Raw genomic sequence first — 23,082 nt, forward strand, 5'->3', positions numbered from 1 at the left:
AATTTTAGGCATACCCTCCGAATTTATATCGTTTGCTGTTCAATTTCCAACCTGTTCATACTGAGCATTATAACAACGATACCTTTTGCTCAGGAAAACCATGACACACATACTACAAAGACACTGTCACTCTGACTTACCTGTCGTCGCAGGCGGCAGCGGTGTATTTCTTGTTGATAGTGAAGGACGTCAATACCTCGATGGATGCGGCGGTGCTGCAGTATCTTGCCTCGGACACAGCCATCGCGGCATACTGGGTGCGATAGAAAATCAATTGCACACTATTCCATATGCTCATACTGGATTTTTCACCTCGCCAGCAGCGGAAGAATTGGCTGCACGTTTGGCAGACAAAGCGCCAGGCCCTTTAAACCATGTTTATTTGGTAAGCGGTGGCTCTGAAGCCGTAGAAGCTGCACTTAAAATGGCGCGCCAATACTTCCTTGAGAAAGGCGAAACCTCTCGAACACGATTCATCGCGCGCCGCCAGAGCTACCACGGTAATACGCTTGGTGCGCTGGGGGTTGGGGGGAACATGTGGCGCAAAGAGCCCTTCGCTCCTCTGATGCAAAATGGTGAGTTGATTGCACCATGCTATGCCTATCGGGATAAGCGTGGTGATGAAACCGACTTTGAGTACGGACAGCGCGTGGCCAATGAACTTGAAGAGAGATTATTGGCTGTCGGCCCGAAAACTGTGATTGCGTTTGTGGCTGAACCCGTTGTTGGCGCGACCGCTGGCGCTCTGGTCGCTGAGAAAGGTTACTTCAAACGCATCCGTGAAATTTGTGACAAGTACGGTGTCTTGCTCATCCTCGATGAAGTGATGTGTGGGTGTGGCCGCACTGGCACTTATTTTGCCTATGAGCAGGAAGATATCGTCCCTGATCTGGTGACCATGGCAAAAGGACTCGCTGCAGGTTACCAGCCTATTGGCGCGGTGATGATCCACGACAAAATCTATGAAGCGATTTTCCATGGCACGGGATATTTCCAGCATGGGCACACTTTTATGGCTCATCCTTTGGCATGTGCCGCAGCGTGTGCCACGCTTGATGCACTGGAAGACGGCGTGCTCAGTGAAGTGACTGAACGGGGTCGTTATCTGGTCAAACAGTTAAACAATACATTGGGCGATCACCCTTTTGTCGGGGATATCCGCGGACGTGGCATGTTCATCGGTCTGGAGTTTGTGCAAGACAAAGCGTCAAAAACACCGTTTGACCCTTCGCGCCCACTCCACGCAAAGGTGAAAAAGACTGCGATGGCGAATGGCCTGATGTGCTACCCCATGGGCGGCACCATTGATGGTAAACGCGGTCATCACATTCTGTTGGCTCCACCATTTATCATCACAGAGAACGAAATTGACGAGCTGGTAAAACGTTTGGCCGTCACATTAGACAACGTATTCGCATAGGAACGTCGGGTGCAAAAAGGAAGAACCATTATTGTTGCGCCGAATGGTGCAAGACGTGGCAAGGAAGACCATCAACAATTGCCAATGACCATTGACGAAATGGCCGTATGCTTAACGCAGTGTCACCAAGCTGGTGCTGCGATGGCTCACATGCATGTGCGTGATGGACAGGGCAAGCATTCACTGGATGTTGGACTGAATAAAGAGTGGCTCGTGGAAACACGGGCCCGTTTTGATTCTGACATGGTCATCCAACTGACGACCGAGGCAGTTGGACTGTATCAACCCGAAGAACAAATGGCTTTGGTACGAGGCACCGAGCCGGAAGCTGTCTCCCTCGCCCTTCGCGAACTTCGCCCCAACGCTGCGTTTGAAAAAGACGCCAGCCGTTTCTTTTACGAGCTCAATGAGCGACGTATCTATGTGCAGTACATTTTGTATGACGCTGCAGATTTGTCGCTTTACTTTCAAATGGTTAATGACAAGACGTTGCCTAATACCGGTCATCACCTACTATTGGTACTAGGCAAGTACAAAAAAGACATGTTGTCAGCACCAACTGATTTGCTCGAATTTGATATTAAACGCATAACCAGCGAGGGAATTTCGTGGGCGACCTGTGCATTTGGAGAACATGAGCATCAATGTCTAAGTGCAGCGATGTCATTGGGAGGAGATATACGCGTTGGCTTCGAAAATAACCTAATGAATTTAATGGGACAGTGTGCGGATAATAATGCAGAACTTGTACAGCAAATCGCCGTTATGTCTCAAAACATGGGTTTATATATCAACTCTGCAGAAGATTTAAGAAAAAATATCTCCTGTAGCTTTGAATCGTGAGGCGCATCTCTTGCGATCGAAAAACTAACTATCAGATAATTTCGGCGCAATATGGGCTCACAAATTATTAACAGCGGACTCTCACCGCGTTAGCAATCACATCATCGACAAGGACTAAAGCATGAAAGCGTTAAAACCAACTTTGGCCGCAATGAGCTTTGCAGCTGCTTTAACTGCCGTACCCGCACAAGCTAATCAATTCGTTACTATCGGTACTGGTGGTGTCACTGGTGTTTACTATCCAACAGGTGGTGCAATCTGCCGTCTGGTAAACAAAACCAAGAAAGAACACGGCATCCGTTGTTCGGTTGAGTCTACCGGTGGTTCTATCTACAACATCAACACCATCCGCGCAGGCGAACTGGACATGGGTATTGCCCAGTCTGACTGGCAGTTCCACGCTTACAATGGTTCAAGCAAATTCCAAGACCAAGGTGCTTACAAAGACCTGCGCGCAGTCTTCTCTGTTCACCCAGAACCGTTCACTGTTGTTGCACGCGCAGACTCAGGCATCAAAACGTTTGATGATCTGAAAGGTAAGCGTGTCAACGTGGGTAACCCAGGTTCAGGCCAGCGCGGTACTATCGAAGTACTGATGGGCGAAATGGGCTGGACCATGGACGACTTCAAGCAGGTTTCTGAGCTGAAAGCCGCAGAGCAGTCTAAAGCACTGTGTGATAACAAAATCGACGCAATGGTTTACACTGTGGGTCACCCAAGTGGTGCAATCCAAGAAGCCACCACTGCGTGTGATAGCGTGATTGTTGAAGTGAACAACGCAGCATCTAACAAGCTGGTTTCTGACAACGACTACTACCGTACTGCGACTATCCCAGGCGGCATGTACCGTGGTAACGACGGTGACGTTCAAACCTTCGGTGTTGGTGCAACTTTTGTTTCTTCAGCTGAAGTACCAGAAGACGTTATCTACAACGTAACCAAAGCGGTATTTGAGAACTTTGATGACTTCCGTCGTCTGCACCCAGCATTCGCAAACCTGAAGAAAGAAGAAATGGTTTCTGACGGTCTGTCTGCACCTCTGCACCCTGGCGCAGCGAAATACTACAAAGAAGTTGGCCTGATCAAATAAGCCACTCTTTCCAAATAAAAAAGGCGGGTTTCAAACCCGCCTTTTTTGTCTCTATTGGTTAGGTTACTGCTGAGCAGGCTCTTCATTCTCAACTGGCTTTGTCAGCTTCCACACACGACCGAAGTGTTTGTGGTGACCAGCCTTAATACCCGCTTCTTCCCCCATGCCATGATAAAGATCGAGGTGGTTTTTCTTCACAGCGCCGCCTGTATCCAGCGCCATTAGCAATTTCAGTACATGCTGACCGTTCCAGTTACCCTCTTCATTAAGCTGCGGCACTTCTGCCAGTAACACTGTACCCATTGGCAAAAATTCACGGTCAGCAGCCACTGACGCACCGGACAACAATGGAATGCCCGCAGTCCCTGTCACCGGATGCGCCGCTTTAGGGGCGAAGAAAACAAATGATGGATTCTGATTGAGCAACTCAATCACTGTGGGTTCGTCTTGCTGTGCGACCCAGTCTTTAATGGCTTTCAGTGACATTTTTTCACGCGGCACTTCATCACGTTCGATCAACACTTTGCCAATGCTGACATAAGGGTGGCCATTTTTACCACCGTAGGCAAAGTACTCAAGCTGGTCGTTATCGCCAAAGTGAATGAAACCACTGCCCTGCACTTCCATGATGAAGTTGTCGATCAGCGATGCACTGTAACCCAGTTCCAAACCCAGACCATCGAGCGCGCCGTTGTAGATCTCTTCACGTGTCGGACACTTTTCATCGCACTGAGGCATGGCGTATACCGGATAACGGAACAAGGCATCCGGCTCGTGGCGCATTTCAATCACTGGAGAGAAGTAGCCGGTAAACAGCACATTGCCATAACCGTCACCGCCGCCCATCTGCTCAAGAGACAAGCCGTAGTCGCTCAATGCCGTTGGCTCTCCACTTTCTGCCAACCAGGCTTTCACGCTTTCATAAACGGCCTGATTCGCTTTCGTCAATGAAGGAGAACGAGACTCAACCTTCTCCAGTTGAGCCGGAAACAGAGAGTAGTCTCGGGATTTATCCGAGGCAACTTGCTCGACCGGATTAAGAACTTGATTAAAACGTCCATCAACATATTGCTGACCTCGGTCAGTGGGACGCGCGCACGCGGCAAGGAGTAGGGAAATGCCGACAACAGAAAGTGCCTTTTTCACAGGTCATCCTGAATCAGAAAACAATGAAAAAGAGGGTGACAGAACCCTGTCTTTTCTGCAATCAAAAGGCGAGATAGACCGCATAAACCCTCAAAATTACTGGGAGATATAATGCGATCGAAAGCATATGCACCGAACTTTGAAATACTTTGTCACATTTCTGTCATAGAAATTCGTTTAAATCCGATGAAAAGAAAATGTCTTAAAAACTAAACACACTCGTAAAGGAGTACGGTATGGATTTAAAAGTAGGACGTAAGACGCTGCTCGACACTGACTCTATCGAGTATCAATGGATTCGCACGTTAGCCAGTGACGGTAGCAGCGATGAAATGATCAATAACAGCATTCGCCGGTGCCTCGGTGGGAATGAAGATATCGCAGATCGGATTCGCCGTGTGGCACTTGGCTTGTGCCCCGTGACTGAACTATTGAGAGTGTTACCCGCAAACTATTGATTGAGCGTCAACGCTTCGTAAATGGTGTGCTGTAGTGGTAAGGCTTTTCTCTTTGTAACGTATTTTTATCTTCCACGGTGTAAAGGTAAGTATTATTTCCCACCGTATAAATGAGTTTGCTGCCAGTAAACTCATAGTAACTGGTCGTGCGGGCACCTTTTATGTAGATACCATCTTTTCGCACTTCGAACTTGTCCGCAGCGTACGACGGCACACCCTGCTCAACCCATTCACCGTATATGATTGTTTGGTCCACTTCAGTGAAGATAGGAATATCATTTGCCGCCAGGTAGCCAATGGCCCCCGAAATCAACACGACGAAAAGCGTTAAAGATTGTCCGACGATACCCACAAATAAACTCTCAAATAAGAGACAAACTCTCAATTACTAACAATACTATTATAAAAAGGACATCACTGCCGACCAAATCAGGCATCCAATGTTTGAATCCGTGTCACGCCCCTTGCCAAATCCAGAATAATTAGTCACTATCACAGCATATAAAGTCACAATCATGGAGTAAGGTGTTGAAACTTCGCAGTACAGCACTCGTAAATGGATTTAGGCAATCAGCGCCTTATGTGAACGCACACCAGAACAAAACCATCGTTGTCATGCTAGGTGGTGAAGCGATTGCAGATCCCAATTTCGGCAATATTGTCAATGACATAGCGCTTCTTAACAGCCTGGGTTTGCGGCTGGTATTGGTGTATGGCGCCCGCCCTCAAATCAGTCAGAACCTTGCTAAGCAAGGGGTTGAGACGCCTTACCATAAAGGTGTTCGTGTCACAGATTCTGCTGCACTCGAAGTGGTAAAACAAGCTGCAGGTCAGCTACAACTCGATATCACTGCCCGCCTCTCCATGAGCCTAAATAACACGCCCATGGCTGGCGCGCAGATCAACGTGGTCAGCGGGAACTTTGTGATTGCACAACCACTTGGCGTGGATGAGGGTATAGATTACTGCCATAGCGGGCGGATCCGCCGGATCGATATTGATGGCATTCATCGACAGCTCGATCAACACTCGATCGTTCTACTCGGTCCAGTCGCCAGTTCGGTAACTGGCGAGTGCTTTAACCTCACTTCTGAAGAAGTGGCTACCCAGCTTGCGATTCGCCTCAATGCAGACAAGCTCATCGGCTTTTGTTCGCTGCAAGGTGTGATTGGTCCTAATGGCAATGTACTCTCAGAACTTTTCCCGCATCAGGCAGAAGAAATTTTGCGTCAGCGAGCAACAGCGGGTGATGAGAACTCCGGTACTGTCAGATTCTTACGTGGTGCCGTTGCTGCATGCCGTTCAGGCGTGCCAAGAAGCCACCTTCTCAGTTATAAAGTCGATGGTTCACTGATTCAGGAACTCTTCTCCGTGGAAGGTATCGGTACACAGATTGTGACCGAAAGTGCAGAGCGAATCCGTCAGGCCACTATTGATGATATCGGCGGTATTCTTGAGCTGATCCGTCCATTGGAGGAGCAAGGGATTCTGGTGAGACGCTCACGGGAGCAACTGGAGCAGGAGATTCCACGTTTTACTGTGATTGATAGAGATGAGCGCATCATTGGTTGTGCGGCACTTTATCCTTACCCCGAGTCACAAACAGCAGAAATGGCCTGTGTTGCCGTTCATCCTGAATACCGTGATAGCGACCGCGGCACCAACTTGCTTCAATATATCCAGCAACAGGCGGTGCAATCGGGTATCAAAACGATTTTTGTGCTGACCACCCGCAGTATTCACTGGTTCCGTGAGCACGGGTTTGTAGAAGCCGATGTCACTGCACTGCCGGATGCCAAGCAAGAACTTTACAACCTGCAGCGCCGCTCCAAGATACTGACCCTCGCACTTAACGGACGTGTAATGCGTCTGCCAAGCCGCTAAACCGCTGCGTTTTCCGTTTCACCGCCCGCGCCAAACTGGTGCGGGTGGCATAAACATCCAATCTGTCTTTTGCCCGTGTCACACCGGTATACACCAGCTCTCTTGTCATGACGGGGGTCGGGGTAGGTGGCAACATCAAAATGGTATGACTGAATTCAGACCCCTGGGATTTGTGAATTGTCATTGCATATGCCGTTTGATGCTCGGGAAGACGGCTTGGCAGAAAGGCCTTTACTGAACCGTCCGCCATTTCAAACACCACACGAAGCCCTTCTTCCTGTTTCACCACAATGCCGATATCACCATTGTATAGGCCAAGACCATGGTCATTTTGCGTCACCATAATGGGTCTTCCGGGATAAAAAATCTCTTCCCCTGGTGCGATCAAACCCGTTTTTGTCAGCGCTTTTTCAATTGCTGTGTTCAAGCCTTTCACCCCAAACGGGCCGTCTGAAAGCGCACATAGCAGGCGGATATCAGAGAAATGTTTCAGCAAGGTGCGGTTATCTGCACCCTCTGATAATGCCGAGAGATAGCAGCGGTACCCGTTGACCACCATAGCAATGGCTTCGCCATACACATCGCCATCAAGATCATGAAGGGCGATATCACTAAAGCCTTGTTGCAGCACCCTTTCAACCCAGCGTGTTTCGCCGGCGTTAATGGCATAGGCCAGTTGGCCAACACCGGATTTAGCATGGAAGCGGTAGCTTTTGCGCAGCAAACATACGCCATCAGACACAGCAGGTACAGAAGCTTCCTGCGGTAAACAAAAGCCTGTCAGTGACGCTAAGGTCTTTGCGCGTTCAGCACTAAAACCACTTCCGGCATGCAGACAGATATCACCCAACACAGCACCCGCCTCAACAGAAGCTAACTGGTCGCGATCTCCCAGAAGAATCACTCTGGCATGCTGAGGCAATGCCGCGAGCAATCGGGCCATCATAGGCAAATCAACCATTGACGCTTCATCGACCACCAGCACATCAAGGTGAAGCCGATTACCAGCATGATGTCGAAACTCAACACGGTTTGGAATGGCACCGAGCAGTCGGTGAATGGTTGATGCCTGAGTCGGAATTTTGTCTCTCACCTCATTGCTCACCGGCAATGCCGCAACGGCTTTTCCGATGGATTCGGTCAAGCGGTTTGCCGCTTTCCCCGTCGGTGCCACCAGCTTGATTTCAGGGCCATTCGGGTTGTCGCTACTGCTGACGATCGCCGCCAGAAGCTTCGCCACTGTTGTCGTCTTCCCCGTTCCAGGGCCACCAGAAATCACTGCAAAGCGATAACTCAGTGCCACGGCGGCCGCGACTTTTTGCCAGTTTAGCCTTGCGCTGTCTGGCACCAGACTCAGCACCTGGGTATCCGTTGCTCCTGAATCTAGCGCCGTTTTCAGTCCGTCTACATCAACCTGCGTCAAATCGTTGATATCGAAGAAGTCGACCAGTTTCTCCGCTTTTTCGCTATCTTCCCATGTGCTGTAGAACTGACGGAGCAAAGCCATATCCGGTAGGAAAAGATCGTCCAACACGCCGCGCAGCGTCATCGGCAAAGGAAGCTCAGTGGCACGTGCAGTAATTTCGTTAGTCACCAGACGCTCTGCAGCCCAATAACGATAAAGATAGAGGCGAGAGCCACTCAGCACCATCGGTGTCGGTTCACTTCCATCACCGACAACCGGAGATGCAGACACCAACGCGAGCACATTTTCTGGTGTCATCAAGATGGCCAGTTCCGCGGATTCCGCTGGCATCAGGTCAAAGAGCCTTGCGCTGTCTAAGGCTGTCAGATCAACACAGACATTACCTTTACCCAGCTCAAAACTGACTAAAGCAGCCCATCCCACCATAGGAGATTCAACGTCCCCAAGCTGCTCACCGATAAACTGGGAAAACTGACGGTCGATAGCTCTGATGGCTTTTCGCTTATACAGCGCGTTGAGTTTTTCACTTATCGCCATTTAGGCTCTCCCCATCAGAAAGCTGTCCTTCGCCGGAAAAAATGGCATCAAGACCATCGAGAAGCTCAAGGGAAGGTGAAGTGTAAAAAATCCCATGGCGAGTACCCGCTTCAATACCACGAACAAAAAGATAGAAAACACCGCCCAGATGACGCTCAGGCGAATAATCTGTTAAACGCTGACGCAGGAAACGATGCAGAGCGAGAGAGTAAATCTGGTATTGAAAATCATAGCGGTGATCCGCCATGGCATCTGCCAGTGCCTCCTCAGTGTAATCGGCAGGCGAATCTCCAAGATAGTTCGACTTCCAGTCCAACACGTAATAACGCCCCTGCCAGCAGAACACTAAGTCGATAAAACCTTTCAGCATGCCACTGGCGGTATCAAAGTGCAGCTCACCAGCCTGCGCTGAAAGAGGATCGTGTTCGGCAATTAACCGGTTCACACGGCCACTATCAAGTCTTTCCACCGGCATCACGAATTCCATCTCGGTCAATCTTGCGGGTTCATCAACCTCAGACAGCATCAATCCTTCATCGCTGAGCGGCTGCGAAACGACATCAGACAACAGTTTCTGCAATACAGGAATCCAGCTTTCGTCATAGTTTTCGAGCAGCAGGTAATGGCGGATCATTTCGGCCACTCCCTCGCTGAACATGTCCTGCCCAAACTCGACATTTTCAAACAAGGTGTGCAGGAAAGTCCCCGGACGCGCACCTTTCGGAAACTGGAATATGGTAGGCGCGCTGTCGGTCTCCGTGTCGCTTTCATCATGCTGCTCTTCAGCGGCATCAATATCAAAGGCTGGTAAATCAGGTAGCGCACTGCTGTGGCCTTGCTTCACCAAACCGGAATAACTGGTCAGGCGCCAATCACGGCGGATACGTCCTCCGAAGGTTCGCGCTTCAATGACGTCATCATGAGCCAACTCTGGCTCCAGTTTGCCGTCCACCACTTTAGGTGGTTCGGTTTTCTCAATGCCGTCACAGCACGCTGCCAGTGAATCAACAGCAGCAACCAACCCCGCTGCATCTGAGGCCTCACCTTTTTGAATCAGGTAACCCAATGCCGATTTATGAAGTCCGGTATCACCGGAAGATTTCCTCCCATCTTTGAGCGGTGCCAAACCGATAAAGCAGCCGTAAACGGCACGGGTCAGAGCAACGTAAACGAGTCGGAGATCTTCGGCCAAACGCTCTTTATCTGCCTGTTCAATAGCAAAGTCAGGTTCAGTCAACGACAGCACGGGCGTATGGTCTTCATCATGGAAAAATGGTCTGTCTGATGGACGGAAATTGCAGGCAAACGGTAAGTAAACCAGATCGTATTCCAGACCTTTAGATTTGTGGATGGTGACGATTTGCACCAAGTCACGCTCAGACTCCAAACGCACCTGCTGCTCTTCACTGTTGCCGTTAGGGTTATCGATATGGTCAGCCAGCCAACGGATAAGGGCATGATGGCTATCCAATGTCTGACTTGCCTGCTGCAAAAGTTCGCCTAGATGCATCAGGTCAGTGAGTGCCCGCTCACCATTGTCTTCACAAAGTAAGCGTTCTGCGATACCACGGCGTTGCATCACCTGACGGAGCATGGGCATCACGCCTCGGGTAAACCATACCGTTTGGTAGGTAGAAAACTCCATCACCGCCCTCTCCCACGCTTTTTCGTCATGGTTCAAGGTATCGATTTCACTGGCCGTCAGCGCAAATAGGCCGCTTGCCAGTGCAGCACGAAGTGTTCGCTCACTATCAGGCGTCAGTACCGCAGCAAGTAGCCTTTGAACATCCGCTGCTAGATGGTTTGAGAACACGCTGTCGCGGTTAGAGAGGTAAACGGAAGCAATGCCCTGCCTTGCCAAGGCAATCTTTACTTTGGCGGCCTCGCTACCAGTTCTCACCAGAACTGCAATATCTCCTGCCTGAATAAGCTTGCGTTTTTCACCTTTGCAGAAATGCGCGTTACCTTCCTGCGCTTTTGTCAGCACTTCACGGATGTTGCTCGCCGTGGCATGAGCCATTTGCTTTTCATAATCCGCTTTCGAAACCAGATCTGCCGTTTCATCCAGCCAAAGGGTCATCGAGGCTTGTTTATTGCCATTGACCTCCCAATAGCGTTCATCAGCCCCCGGCGAGTAAGCGACAGCAGTAAAAGGAATATCTTCGTTATAGATAAAAGGCGATTCCGCATTTTCAAAGACATGATTGACCGCTTTTACCACACCTGCTGTCGAACGCCAGTTGGTGCCAAGGTTGTAATGGTCGGCCACCTGACGGCGTGCATGGATGTAAGTGAAAATATCAGCACCACGGAAAGCATAAATCGCCTGCTTAGGGTCCCCAATCATAAAGAGGCCACATTCAGGCTGCTCGGCATAAATATCGCTGAATATTTGGTATTGCTGAGGGTCGGTATCCTGGAATTCGTCAATCATGGCGACCGGATACAATGTGCGGATACGCTCAGCCAGAATGCCTTCACTGTCACTTTCCAGTGCCGATGAAAGCTGCGACAGCAAGTCATCGAATGACAACCAACCAAAGCGTCGTTTTTCTTGAGCCAGTAATGTTCTCACTTGACGAATGGCGTTTGCCGTCAACGCATCTTTCAGTGTTGGTGGGTTGGCCACCAGCTTATCAATCGCGTCAAAAACCGGATGCGCCGGCACTTCGCCTTTCTTAGTTTTTTCTGCCAGCATCGATGCCGAAAAGCGCTCAAGATTTTTCGGCAATTCATAGCTGGCTGTTGAACAGGACGCCCAGTCCGTGACTTCAGAAAGCCAGTTTGGCAGCGATTTTTTACTGTAGCTGCGTTTATCAACGCCTGATCCTGAGATCAAAGCTTCAAGATCAGCGACAGCTTCTCGCCAGAGTCTTTTCACCTCTTCGATTTTGGCCAGGTTCTCCTGATGCAAGTCATCGAGGTTTTCCGGCATATTCGGCGCTTTGATGGTGACCAGCGGTCCAGAGAGATAAGTGCTAATGTCTTTCAACAGTGACAGTGGCGATTCCCAGTAACCCCGCACGACACCGGCAAGCGACTTGGGCAATGGATAGAACTGACGTCGCCAGTAATCCGAAACCGCACGTTCGCGTAAAGCGCTCTCATCAGTAATGAACTCATTGGTAAACAGGCTGCCAGACTCGAAAGCATTTTGGGTCAGCATACGCTGACAAAAACCGTGAATGGTGTAGATCGCCGCTTCGTCCATCTGGCGCTCGGCTTGCAGAAGCAAACGCTCTGCGTGTGAATAATCCTGCACCTCTTCCAGTAGCGGTTTGATCACAGGATCTTCGCTATGCCCTCGACTGAACGCGAGACGGGCATCATGGATACGCGCGCGGATACGATCACGAAGCTCCTGAGTGGCCGCTTCGGTAAAGGTCACCACCAGAATCTGATCAACACTCAGCGGCAAAGCGTGCGCTGTATCTTCGGCGCCATGCCCCAACAGTAGTCGTAAATACAGACCCGCAATGGTGAAGGTTTTCCCCGTACCAGCAGACGCTTCAATCAGTCTTTGTCCGTGAAGGGGAAATGACATGGGGTCAAGAAGTTGGGTTGGCATGCACTGTTGGCTCAAAGGGGAATAATGTCCCTAGTTTATACCCAAACCACCTGAAAATGCTCGCTTTCAGAGTTCATTGTTCGGTTCAATTCGAGGCTAATTTCACGATAAATAGTCATTCCATTTCCATAGAGGCGAATGAAGGAATACAAGCGTTGAAACTCTCTCTTTAAGCGAGTTATCTGAGTCAAAAACACGCAGTTTGTGTAGAGATATTAATACTGTGACATTTTGTCATTGGACTGCAGACGCTGAAATTATCTACTTCCTTTACAATCACGTTGCAAAAACTGGACATTTTATGTAATGAAAAATAAGTCTGCGAAGCAGATCAATCAAAAACAATTATCATTACGAGTCTATCTATTGATAGTTTTCTCTAATTGAGTAACCCTTCGTGTTTCATTTTCGTTACGGACATCTAAATACACGGATATACTAAGTATGAAATTTGTTGAAAATCTATCTGTGCGATATAAGTTGCTACTTATTGTATGCATCTCAGTGATTAGCATTGTCCTGCTAACAGCTTTCCAAGCGAGAAGCCTGCATAAAGACCTCCTATTGGAGAGAAAATCTAGCTTAATGCAAACCATCGAGCTGGCGACGCAAATAGTCGACAGTCATTATCTGAGTGATCCCTCCGAAGCTGGTCGTGAGAAAGCGATGGCCGCCATCCAACCGTTAACTTTTGGTGCGGACGGTTATTTCTTCGCTATCGATAAAAAAGGCATCATGCAGGCAGGCGCGAAAAGTCTGCTCGGTAAAGATTTCAATAGCTTCCGAGACAGTAAGGGAAACCTGCTTCTCAGAGATTTCCGTCGTGTTGCCCAGCCAATAGAGGGCGGCTTTACCAGCTACTGGTTCCCAAAACCGGGCGGTAAAGAGCCTTTGGAAAAAGTCAGCGCCGTAAAACGCTATGAACCTTGGGGGTTGCTGATTGGTACTGGCCTCTACGTTGATGACTTAGAGACACTGGTATGGAAAGAAACCTCACAGGCTGCATTTTTTGCGCTGTGTGTCACTGCTATTCTGGTGCTGCTGGCAACCATGCTCTCTCGCATGCTAGTCAATTCAGTACGTGAAATTCAGCGCGCACTGAGCGTGGTAGCTGGTGGTGATTTGACCGCTCGCGCCAATGTCAACAGCACTGATGAGCTGGGCGAAATGTCACGTAACCTCAACGCTGCTTGTGAGCAATTGCAAGGCCTGCTTTCCAACGTGGATTCCACGTTGCTTCAGCTAGATTGCGACAGCAAAACCATGGCTGATTTGGCGAACCGCTCTACGGATGGCATTCGCAACCAAAGCCAGGAGCTGGATTTAGTGGCCAGTGCGATGGAAGAAATGTCCTCTGCCATCAAGGATGTAGAATCCAGTACACTCAATGCACAAGAGAGTACGCGTCATTCCCGTAAGCTGGTAACTGAAGCAGAAGCATCACTGTCCGCCTCTCTGGGTAAGTTTGAGCAGGTGAATGACGACGTGATTGATGCTGAAAAGAGCATCCGTGAGCTGGCCGCATCAAGCGACCAAATCAGCGATGTGGTCACTGTGATTAACGATATCTCTGAGCAAACTAACCTGTTGGCGCTCAATGCCGCGATTGAAGCAGCACGTGCAGGTAGCGCAGGCCGAGGGTTTGCGGTGGTAGCAGATGAGGTACGTAAGCTTGCGCACTCCACGAAGGAGTCGACAACTCAAATCAACGCCATCATCGAAAGGCTGCAGGAGCGTGCTCAAGTCGCCGCTAAGATCATGAGCAGCGGTACAGACAAAACCGCACAAAGCCTTGAGCAGGCAAGACTTGCCCAAACTCAGCTGACAGCCCTATCTCAACTGATCAATGAATTGGAGCAAATGAACACTGCTGTGGCAGCATCCACCTCACAGCAAGCCAGCGCTTCTCAGGAAGTGGCCCGCAGTGTGGTCAATGTCAGCGATATTTCTCACACCAACCGCGAAGCGTCGGAAGATACACTAGGACTGAGCGATAAGGTAAAATCTCTGAGCGACACCGGACGCAGTCAATTGTCGAAGTTCAAGATCAACGCTTGAGTGTATGAAGAAGACTGACTCCTGAGTCAGTCTTCTTTTTTCTCGCCATTTAGCGCAGGTAGCAACAAAGTCTTACCCAGTTCAAAAACCTGATCGAGCAGCTCATCTTCTACGTGTGGCCAGACCCGAGCCACGTAAGCATTTTCTCCTTCTCCAGAGACCATATAGCCCCCTTCAAAGGCTGCGCGCATCTTGCTGCGCACTTTATCCAATGTTGCATCGTCTTCAGACCAGTGACCTTTCTTATCAATGCAAGCCGCTAAGCCTGCCTGCGCAGTATTTGGCAGATAAGGCAGTGGTGCTTCCGTCCCCGCAAGATAATATTCGATGTAAACCCCAAGGCTCGATAAAGCGTCTTCTTTGGCAATAGGACTCCACACAACATCGTCATCTACTCCGATGAAGCGTGTTTCCAGTTGCTCACCTGACGCGCACTGGCAAAGATGATCAATCCATGCTGCCAGCTTGTCTCTCGCCCTGACTTTTCCACTTCGATACAAAATGCGACCGGCGCGGTAACGCTCATCCAGCCAGCCTTGAAGTTTGACCACGCCACGGGAGGTGGCGACAGAAAGATTAACCTCCAACGCTTGTCGTTTGTCGCTCAACAATGGTTTCAATTGCGCGTACTGAGCCAAAATTCCGGCTTGTTCCGTCTCAAGTGTCAATTCACCAAAATGATTGAGTGGCAAGCTGCCGCTCGCTTTTTGCTGCCTGAAGAAGGCTTCCAGCGAGGCTTCACTGTCATCATGGGCAATAACATGGGAAAGGAGCGCATCGCGTAACTGGTAACGGTGAAGATTATCGAGCGCAAAGGGTTCAGCGTCTTCCATTGCCCCTTCCGGCGACTCAAAGAATACCTTTAAGCGGCGGTTGAAAAAGTACTGAACAGGTAAGCGCCAAAATCGCTGAAGCTCTGCAAGTTCGACCACACCGGATTGCAGATCAGGCTCTTCACTCAGTGCTTTACCATCAAGGAAAGGCGCTGCAAGTTGCCCTTCGCCACGCGCTGCTGGTAACCATTCCACCGCGTAACTTTGACGACTTTCAATAAAGGCCTGCCGGCTGAAAGGGACGAGTGGATTATGGTGATTCAAGGCGTTGAGCAGATGCTCGCCGGATTCGTGCTCCGGCAGAGCTTGGTCACCTTCAAGACAATATCCTAAACGGCAATAATCGAGTAATTCAGTCACCAATACAGAAGGCACTTTTTCTGTGTTGTCCTGAACGGAACGGCCTACATAGCTGATGTATAAACGTTGCTGCGCTGATTGCAGCGCTTCGAGGAACAGGTATCTGTCATCATCCCGACGGGAACGGTCACCTGCGCGGGTGCGGCCCGCCATCAAATCAAATCCAACCGGCGCAATGGTGCGCGGGTAATCGCCATCGTTCATACCAAGCAGGCACACCACCTGAAACGGGATAGAACGCATGGGCATGAGAGTACAGAAGTTCACCTGACCAGCAAGGAAGCGCTGACTGACACGCTCACCGCCGAGCTTTTCTTTCAGGTAATCACGCACTATCGGTAACGCCAACGTTTGGTTGAATCCAGCGTCATCCAGTTGGGTCAGCCAGTTATCCAGTTGAGTGCGGATAAGCTGCCCAGCTAATTCTTCGCCCGTATCCAGTGCAAACATCTCGTCAAAGAGTGATGTGAGTGCCTGCACCCAGGCATGTCCGTCTTTTGCGCCGAGCAGCACTTTTTGCGTCGCCGACATCACACGGAAGAACTCACCCAACTTACCTGCCAGCTCTGCTTCCAGCCCTTGTACTTCGTCATACGCCAACACATCGTTGTAAAGCCCGGCCTCGCTCGGCATAGCGTAGCCCAGCAACATGCGGTTAAGACCAAACAACCAGGTGTTCTGGTGTTGAAGAGGCAGGGAGAAATGATCCGCCGTCGAATCATCGAGTCCCCAGCGAATGCCGGATTCTTCTACCCAGAATTTCACCTTCTCAAACTGGCGGTTATCAAAACCAAATTGACGCATCACGGAAGGCACTTCGAGGATTTCCAGAAGCTCCGCTGCGCTGCAACGGCTGTCTGGAAGCCCCAATAATCGCAAGAACGTTGTTAGGATTGGACTTTCCTGATCCGCGGTGCGGTCGGAAATTGAAAACGGAATAAAACGCTCACCGGGCGCATTGCCGAATACCGCCTGAATTGCCGGGCTGTAGGCATTAATATCTGCAACCATCACAATGATATCCCGTGGAGATAAATCCGGGTCTTGTTCAAGCATCTCAAGCAGCCTGTCGTGCAGCACTTCCACTTCACGCATCGGACTGTGGCAAACCTCCACCATAACAGAGCGATCTTCAGCAGAAATGCCCACCTTGCTCTCACTGGTAAGGGTTTCCTGGATGTTGCCCGGTTCAATCAAATCAAGAATATCAGCCTGAATATGATGGAGTAGGCTGTCACGCTGCACATCGACAAAACCCTGATCGACCTCATTACACTGGAGTTCAGAAATCAGCAGCAGGTTGTCACGGCCAAGCTTACCCATAGACGCCAGCAGGCTATTACCGACTTCGGCCGAGTCATCTTCACTGACTAATGGCAGGGCAAACTGCGCCGGCTCCTGAGTATCGCTGGCGCGGCTAATGCGTGAATCCAAGCTGGCTGCACGTCTCGCCAGATAACGTTTGTCGCGGATATCTCCCCAGTAATAACGACAGGGGTTAGTGAACATATAGTGGACATCGACATGCTCACCTAGCGCTTTGAGGGCATCTAGATAACGAGGAGGCAAAGCAGAAATGCCAAACACAAAAACGCGCTCAATACCTTTCAGACCTTCTGGTTTCCCTTTATGAGACGCTAGCGCCTCGATAAACTCTTCATAGAGATTGGCACGGTGAAACGGCGACTGCTCCTGCTGAAGGGTGTAATCGTAAAGCGCCTGCCAAAGTGTGGGTTGCCAGCTTTTCTCCTCAGCCAACTCATCAACAATCTGCTCGTTTTCCCATGCCTTTATCCACTCTGGTCGGTACACCAGATATTGGTCATAGATATCGGCAATCTTACCCGCCAGTTGGTAAAGCTTCTGATTGTCATCATCGCCTTCGAGGTAACGCTTGAGTTCATCAAAGTCCGGTTGATCAAGGAGCTCTGGCAGGACAGTCATCAACTTCCAGGTCATCGCTTCTTTGTTGAAAAAGCTTCGCTGCGGCACATCATCCAAAATCTGAGTGAACATCTGCCAAATGAAAGTGGCGGGAAGTGGGAACTCAACGTTCGCAACTATCCCCTGTTCTTTGGCTATTTCCAGCTTGAGCCACTGCGCCATGCCCGGGCTTTGCACCAGGATTAATTCCTTTTGGAAAGGATTATCCAATGGCTTTTGCTGAATAATGGCGACCAGCAGACTTTTCAAAAGATCCAACTGGTTAGAGTGATAGACAGTGAACACGGGCAAGACTCTTGAGAACGGTATTGGAGAGATTGTGGCGGAATGCCCTCAAGAGTGCAATTTCATGCAGTTAGAAATGAAAAAGCCTGCACAAGATGCAGGCTATTTGGGGTCATTTCGCGAACGTTATGCTGTGGCTGGCATTTTCCATTGCAGGGAAATGAAGCGGCGGTAATGCATGGCCACATACCCAACCACGATAGTGGCGACTACCAACTCGATAATACCCAGCACATAAACCTGATTCACGTAAGTTGCCGCCACGCCAACCGACTCTAACCAAGCCGCAGTTTTAAACAATGCTGTCGCGCCGATCACCATTGGGAAGGTAAACGCGGCATAGCCCGGTGAGAATGGCAAACGCAACAACCTGGCAAATGACACGTAAATCACCAGTGTCATCAGCAAGGCAATCCCCAGAAGTACTGCCACAATGACAGGTGAGGGAGATTGACTCACGGTTAAGTAACCAGCCAGAGACAGACTTGCCGGAGCGGCCAGAATCGCAATGGTTGGTTTCGCCGCATCTGGCACCTCACCACAGAAAATCAGGCGGTAAAGCATGAGTGGCAACAATACAGCATAAGCCAGTAAACCAAATAGCATAATGCCGTCCGCCACGGGACGCAGCGCAGGGTTACCTGAGAAAGCAACATCCGCAACTATCAGGCCCACAGGTGGCACAAACCAGCTCGGTACCATGTGTGTCAGTGAGAAGTCACGGGCACGGTGATAAACAAAAGAAACAAGGAACGCGACGTGGGCGACCACGGCCAGCATCCAAAGAGAATCGCCCGCAAGAGGAGACACTTTGCCAACAGAAGCAGAAACAATCATCACGCCCATAGCAAAAGTAGGCACCACACTGCCGACAACAGGGTGCTGCAAATCGCACCAAAGACCTTTGGGAGAAAAAGTAAATTTCAGTGCGATCATCAATAACATCACACCACCGATCACCGCCCCTAAAACCTGAGCATTCCCACCGAAATTACCGACATTTTCCCAGCTCCAACCAAGGCTTGCGATTGCCAGCGCGAGTCCAGCCATTGGAGTAGGAAGTAAGTTGAGACGTCTACGCATTGCTCTGTCACATCTTTAGAAGAAAAACACATAAAATATGATAGAACGGCATCAGCATTTAGTATATCTGAATATCTTTAACCCAAAGTTAAATTATACTTAACCTAGGTTAAATCGACGGGTAAATAGCTAGATGTCATTGTCTCTTCGCCAGCTACAGGTTTTTGTCGCCGTTGCGCAGGAAAAAACCATCACGGCTGCATCCAGTCTACTTTTCCTCTCCAAACCTGCTGTCAGCATGGCTATAACAGAGCTGGAAAGTCAGCTGGGACACAAACTGTTTGAGCGGGTCAACAACCGTTTGATACTCAACGATCAAGGCCGTCGGCTCCTCCCGATGGCAGACGAACTGCTTACCCGAAGTGATGAAATTACCAAGGTTTTGAACTCTGATGGCGAACTATCCGGCCACCTTAGGTTGGGCGCGAGCGATACGATAGGAAACCAACTGGTGCCATTTTTGCTGAGGGATTTCAGGGCACAAAGTAATCATATTGACCAAGAGCTGGTGATATCTAACAGTCAGTCGATCATCGACAGATTGCTCGCATTTGAACTCGATATTGGACTGATTGAAGGACAAGGCGAGAGTAAGCACCATTTGGGAAATGATGATTTACACATGCAGCCTTGGCTCTCTGACGAAATGTGTATTGTTTGCGCCATCGACCATCCTTTGGCGCAAAAAGAGGGAATTACTTTGTTTGATTTGGAAAACCATGCCTGGCTGTTGAGGGAAACAGGCTCCGGCACCCGTGAGCATTTCCTCTCACGAATCGCCCCAAGGTTAGAGAACTGGACGGTAGCTTTTGAGCTTCGAACCACTGAAGCCATTATCAATTGTGCAGCTGCAGGACTCGGTTTGGCTTACCTTTCAACACTGGCCGCCAGGCATGCCATCAGCAATAAAAGACTTCATAAGCTGACATTGCCGCTCGATCTGCGCCGTCAGTATTGGTTGGCACACCACAAAAGCAAACACCACTCGCTGCTGTTTGAACGTTTTCTAACCTTTACCAGCGAGTGGCAAGTTAACGATTAATAGCTGTTATCACCCACGCTGAAAGCAATAATCTGGCTAATTTGGCAAAGTGGACGTCCACTTTCTTCCTGCCATTGATTAAAAGCTTCCTGCGCCGCATTCAAAGATTTTTGGGTATCCCGGCCACCATCAATGATCTTGTGAGCCCGCAGATATCCCTCAACATCGCCAGACAAGATAAAAGTATCTTTACCCATCATGCGAAGTGAATAAGGCCCGGTATTACCACCTAAGCGACTTCCATGCTTTTTCAGGTGTGCCCATAAGCCAATGATGTCACTTTCCGGCCACTCCGCGACAAACTTGGCAAAGCTGCCGTGTTGCTTCGCTGCGCTTTTCATCATCTGTGCATTGTGGGGAATGGTCATGACTTTACCCAGATGGCGAATGATCGCTGGGTTAGTGGCTTTCTCCTCCCACATCTCAGGCGGAGTTAGGCACATTTTTTCAATATCAAAGCCCCAGAAGACTTCTTCAAAACCTGGCCACTTGTTTCTCACTACCTGCCAATTCATTCCCGACTGGAAGATCTTCTGACTGAATGTCGCTAGCCATCGATCATCCGGGATCTCGCTAAGTTCTTTTTTGCTCTTAGGGTGTGCCAGACGCTGCTCCAGATCGCTGTTACTTCCCTTTCTTGTTGCTGCTCGATGATAAATATCTGAGAATTTTTCCAATGCCATCACAGTAATCACGGTTAAACTAGACAGGTAACTTTACTCTACTGTATAAACAGACAGTAAACAAATTAAGAGAGGTTAACCATGGCCGTTATCGTCAAATATGTGGTTGAACGCAACGGAGAAGAGAAGATGACTTTTACCTCTAAAGCGGAAGCTGACGCGTATGACAAAATGCTCGACATGGCAGATGAGCTATTTGAGCTGCTGGGTAAAAGCGAAGTCACAGGCGATGAAGCGCAACGCGAAGAATTGTCCCTTTTCCTTGCGCAAAATCGTGAAGAAGTACTCTATGCTCTGGGGGCTAAACGCAAGCCAACCCCAAAGCCAGCAAAGAAAAAGGCTGAAGCGCCAAAGGAAGATGACGCCGAGGCGGCTTAACTTCTCAATAAACGCTCCCATACGGAGCGTTTTTTATTTCAACATTGTCCTAATTTTCGGTCTATTTAACCCATATTCACTGCAAGAGCCGTTAATCTAAAGGATTCTCTCCCCTCACCCTTCAATCTTGATGCACTTCACTTTAAGATGTCTCCAGCTATCACAATTATCATGCAGCATCTGATATCAACCGATGCTGGTGGAAGAGACAAGGAGACTCCCGGATCATGGCCAGTTTTGCTCTAGCGTTTGGCACCGCGACCAAAAACAAAGATGGAAAAATCATCGAAGCATTTTTCCCAACCCCAGTTCTTAACCCTTCAGACTCTCTGGTTTCAGCTCTTGCTGACGTTGTAGGTTACCAGGGCGGTAACGAGGCGTTTGAAGTGGAAGCAGCACAATGCGCAGCTATCGCTTCTGCTTTCGCAGCAGCTGACGAGCAGGCAGCAGCATCATTTGCGGCCAAAGCAGCGGAGTCTAACCAACCACTCGTTCTGACTATTCTTGCGACTGACGAAAAGCCAGCAAGCGTGGCAGAGGGCTTCCTTAAGCTCCAACTCATTTCTCACCGTCTTGCTAAGCCTCATGGCATCGTGCTGGATGGCATTTTTGGCCTACTGCACAACATCGCGTGGACTAACCAAGGACCAATCGATCTACCAGAGCTGGCTGAACGTCAAATGGAAGCTCGCCTGAAAGGTGAAACCCTGACAGTAGATTGCGTAGACAAGTTTCCTAAGATGGTTGATTACGTGGTTCCTGCAGGCGTTCGTATTGCAGACACCGCGCGTGTTCGTCTGGGTGCGCATGTGGGTGAAGGTACCACTGTTATGCACGAAGGCTTCATCAACTTCAATGCAGGCACTGAAGGTGTCAGCATGGTCGAAGGTCGTATTTCCGCAGGTGTGATGGTCGGTAACGGCAGTGACATCGGTGGTGGTGCTTCAATCATGGGCACCTTGAGCGGTGGCGGCCAGATCGTTATCTCTATCGGCGAAAACAGCCTGTTGGGTGCGAACGCGGGTCTTGGTTTCCCACTGGGTGATCGCTGTACCATCGAGTCAGGTCTTTATGTGACTGCAGGTACAAAAGTCTCCATGCTGGATGCAAATGGCCAAGAAGTAGAAACTGTAAAAGCACGGGACCTTGCTGGCAAAACAGACCTTCTGTTCCGTCGCAACTCAGTGACCGGTAAGATTGAGTGTCTGACGAACAAATCTGCGGTTGAGTTAAACGCTGAGCTGCACGCGAATAACTAATGCTTTGAGATATGTACTAACAATAAAGGCTGACATTCTCGTCAGCCTTTTTTATATGTATCTATGTTGTTCGGTAGCTTAGAAAGGAAAATGATCCATTTGCGATGAACCACGCCCGATGTTCCAATTTTGATAGAAAATCCAGCCATCATTTCGATCATCACAAAATCCGTCATATCGCTCACCCATAAATCCCATTTTGAATGCACGGGAGGGGTCACAGAACTGCTCTTTTGAAGATTCGTATGAAGTTAAATAAACTTCTTTTGAGTCCATATCGGCTGCACCAAGCTCAGCTAAAGACTTATCGGAGCGTTTTGGCAATTGCAATGAAACGTCTCTTTCAGCTAGGCCAGTCCAATCTTGGTTTTGTGCGAGATCAAGCGTCGAGGTGCTGGTACACCCAGCTGCGAGTAAAACTGGCAAAAGTACCATCAGCTTTTTCATAATCACACTCCTCTACGCTAAAGATTTAATCTAACACACTTTTATGAACGGTTGCTGAACACTTAAGCAATTGGTTACGTAGTATTTAGCCAAAGAGATTTCATTACCGCCAAAACGCAAAAAGGCCATCCTTTCGGATGGCCTTTTTGACGGTATTAGAAGCCTGGCGATGTCCTACTCTCACATGGGGAGACCCCACACTACCATCGGCGCTGTTACGTTTCACTACTGAGTTCGGCATGGAGTCAGGTGGGTCCATAACGCTATGGTCGCCAAGCAAATTCGTTAAAATCTTGGAAAGCTGTTTTTAATTCTCGTTCTACACATTCAATGTTCTA

17 protein-coding genes and 1 rRNA gene are annotated in these 23,082 nt (G+C 49.4%); 9 read left to right on the forward strand and 9 right to left on the reverse strand.

Annotated features, from left to right (window positions below):
* The first annotated feature begins 100 nt into the window (after positions 1-100).
* From RN22_RS02875 to RN22_RS02885, 3 genes are all read left to right on the forward strand, one after another.
* A complete protein-coding gene (locus RN22_RS02875; RefSeq protein ID WP_046303008.1) occupies positions 101-1,420 on the forward strand; it encodes an aspartate aminotransferase family protein in 1,320 nt (439 codons plus the stop codon).
* Between the two features lie 9 nt (positions 1,421-1,429).
* On the forward strand, positions 1,430-2,263 hold the full coding sequence (locus tag RN22_RS02880; protein WP_046303009.1) for a 3-keto-5-aminohexanoate cleavage protein: 834 nt from the start codon (positions 1,430-1,432) through the stop codon (positions 2,261-2,263).
* 121 nt (positions 2,264-2,384) lie between these two features.
* Positions 2,385-3,353, forward strand: a complete 969-nt coding sequence (locus tag RN22_RS02885; RefSeq protein ID WP_002536320.1) for a TAXI family TRAP transporter solute-binding subunit — start codon at positions 2,385-2,387, stop codon at positions 3,351-3,353.
* Positions 3,354-3,416: 63 nt separating this feature from the next.
* Here RN22_RS02885 and mltA read toward each other — a convergent pair whose 3' ends face one another.
* Positions 3,417-4,499 (reverse strand): murein transglycosylase A, encoded by a 1,083-nt coding sequence (mltA, locus tag RN22_RS02890; protein ID WP_046303010.1) that lies wholly within the window; start codon positions 4,497-4,499, stop codon positions 3,417-3,419.
* Positions 4,500-4,735: 236 nt separating this feature from the next.
* Between mltA and RN22_RS02895 the strand changes: the two genes are divergently transcribed.
* A complete protein-coding gene (locus RN22_RS02895; protein ID WP_002536314.1) occupies positions 4,736-4,957 on the forward strand; it encodes a hypothetical protein in 222 nt (73 codons plus the stop codon).
* A gap of 7 nt (positions 4,958-4,964) precedes the next feature.
* Here the strand turns inward: RN22_RS02895 and RN22_RS02900 are convergent, their stop codons facing one another.
* Positions 4,965-5,309: a DUF2850 domain-containing protein gene (locus RN22_RS02900; protein ID WP_046303011.1), complete on the reverse strand. Its 345-nt coding sequence runs from the start codon at positions 5,307-5,309 to the stop codon at positions 4,965-4,967.
* Positions 5,310-5,485: 176 nt separating this feature from the next.
* Here RN22_RS02900 and argA point away from each other — a divergent pair, with 176 nt between their 5' ends.
* Complete coding sequence (argA, locus tag RN22_RS02905) at positions 5,486-6,841, forward strand: amino-acid N-acetyltransferase (RefSeq protein ID WP_197076240.1); 1,356 nt, start codon at positions 5,486-5,488, stop codon at positions 6,839-6,841.
* Here argA and recD read toward each other — a convergent pair.
* Positions 6,807-8,804 (reverse strand): exodeoxyribonuclease V subunit alpha, encoded by a 1,998-nt coding sequence (recD, locus tag RN22_RS02910; RefSeq protein WP_046303013.1) that lies wholly within the window; start codon positions 8,802-8,804, stop codon positions 6,807-6,809. The genes argA and recD overlap by 35 nt on opposite strands.
* The gene (recB, locus tag RN22_RS02915) at positions 8,791-12,372 is read right to left on the reverse strand and encodes an exodeoxyribonuclease V subunit beta (RefSeq protein WP_046303014.1); all 3,582 of its coding nucleotides are present in this window, start codon (positions 12,370-12,372) and stop codon (positions 8,791-8,793) included. The genes recD and recB overlap by 14 nt, the downstream gene beginning before the upstream one ends.
* Positions 12,373-12,816: 444 nt before the next feature.
* Here recB and RN22_RS02920 point away from each other — a divergent pair, with 444 nt between their 5' ends.
* Entirely contained in the window at positions 12,817-14,430 is a 1,614-nt protein-coding gene (locus tag RN22_RS02920) for a methyl-accepting chemotaxis protein (protein WP_046303015.1), read from the forward strand.
* Positions 14,431-14,456: 26 nt separating this feature from the next.
* Here the strand turns inward: RN22_RS02920 and recC are convergent, their stop codons facing one another.
* On the reverse strand, positions 14,457-17,852 hold the full coding sequence (recC, locus tag RN22_RS02925) for an exodeoxyribonuclease V subunit gamma (RefSeq protein ID WP_046303016.1): 3,396 nt from the start codon (positions 17,850-17,852) through the stop codon (positions 14,457-14,459).
* 126 nt (positions 17,853-17,978) lie between these two features.
* Positions 17,979-18,902 (reverse strand): TDT family transporter, encoded by a 924-nt coding sequence (locus RN22_RS02930; RefSeq protein WP_046303017.1) that lies wholly within the window; start codon positions 18,900-18,902, stop codon positions 17,979-17,981.
* A gap of 166 nt (positions 18,903-19,068) precedes the next feature.
* Between RN22_RS02930 and RN22_RS02935 the strand changes: the two genes are divergently transcribed.
* Entirely contained in the window at positions 19,069-19,977 is a 909-nt protein-coding gene (locus tag RN22_RS02935) for a LysR substrate-binding domain-containing protein (RefSeq protein ID WP_002536302.1), read from the forward strand.
* Here the strand turns inward: RN22_RS02935 and RN22_RS02940 are convergent.
* Positions 19,974-20,660, reverse strand: coding sequence for a DNA-3-methyladenine glycosylase I (locus RN22_RS02940; RefSeq protein WP_046303018.1), 687 nt, complete (start codon positions 20,658-20,660; stop codon positions 19,974-19,976). The two genes, RN22_RS02935 and RN22_RS02940, sit on opposite strands and share 4 nt — an antisense overlap.
* Positions 20,661-20,741: 81 nt before the next feature.
* On the opposite strand from RN22_RS02940, the gene RN22_RS02945 reads away from it, so the two are divergent.
* Together RN22_RS02945 and dapD are read left to right on the forward strand one after the other, a co-directional pair.
* Entirely contained in the window at positions 20,742-21,038 is a 297-nt protein-coding gene (locus RN22_RS02945) for a YebG family protein (protein ID WP_046303019.1), read from the forward strand.
* 227 nt (positions 21,039-21,265) lie between these two features.
* Positions 21,266-22,297, forward strand: coding sequence for a 2,3,4,5-tetrahydropyridine-2,6-dicarboxylate N-succinyltransferase (gene dapD / locus RN22_RS02950; RefSeq protein WP_046303020.1), 1,032 nt, complete (start codon positions 21,266-21,268; stop codon positions 22,295-22,297).
* A 78-nt stretch (positions 22,298-22,375) separates the two neighbouring features.
* Here the strand turns inward: dapD and RN22_RS02955 are convergent, their stop codons facing one another.
* Entirely contained in the window at positions 22,376-22,744 is a 369-nt protein-coding gene (locus RN22_RS02955; protein WP_046303021.1) for a DUF2799 domain-containing protein, read from the reverse strand.
* A 161-nt stretch (positions 22,745-22,905) separates the two neighbouring features.
* A 5S ribosomal RNA gene (gene rrf, locus RN22_RS02960) occupies positions 22,906-23,021 on the reverse strand.
* Positions 23,022-23,082 lie beyond the last annotated feature (61 nt).

The sequence above is a fragment of the Grimontia sp. AD028 genome (assembly GCF_000973155.1).
Lineage (GTDB): Bacteria > Pseudomonadota > Gammaproteobacteria > Enterobacterales > Vibrionaceae > Enterovibrio > Enterovibrio indicus.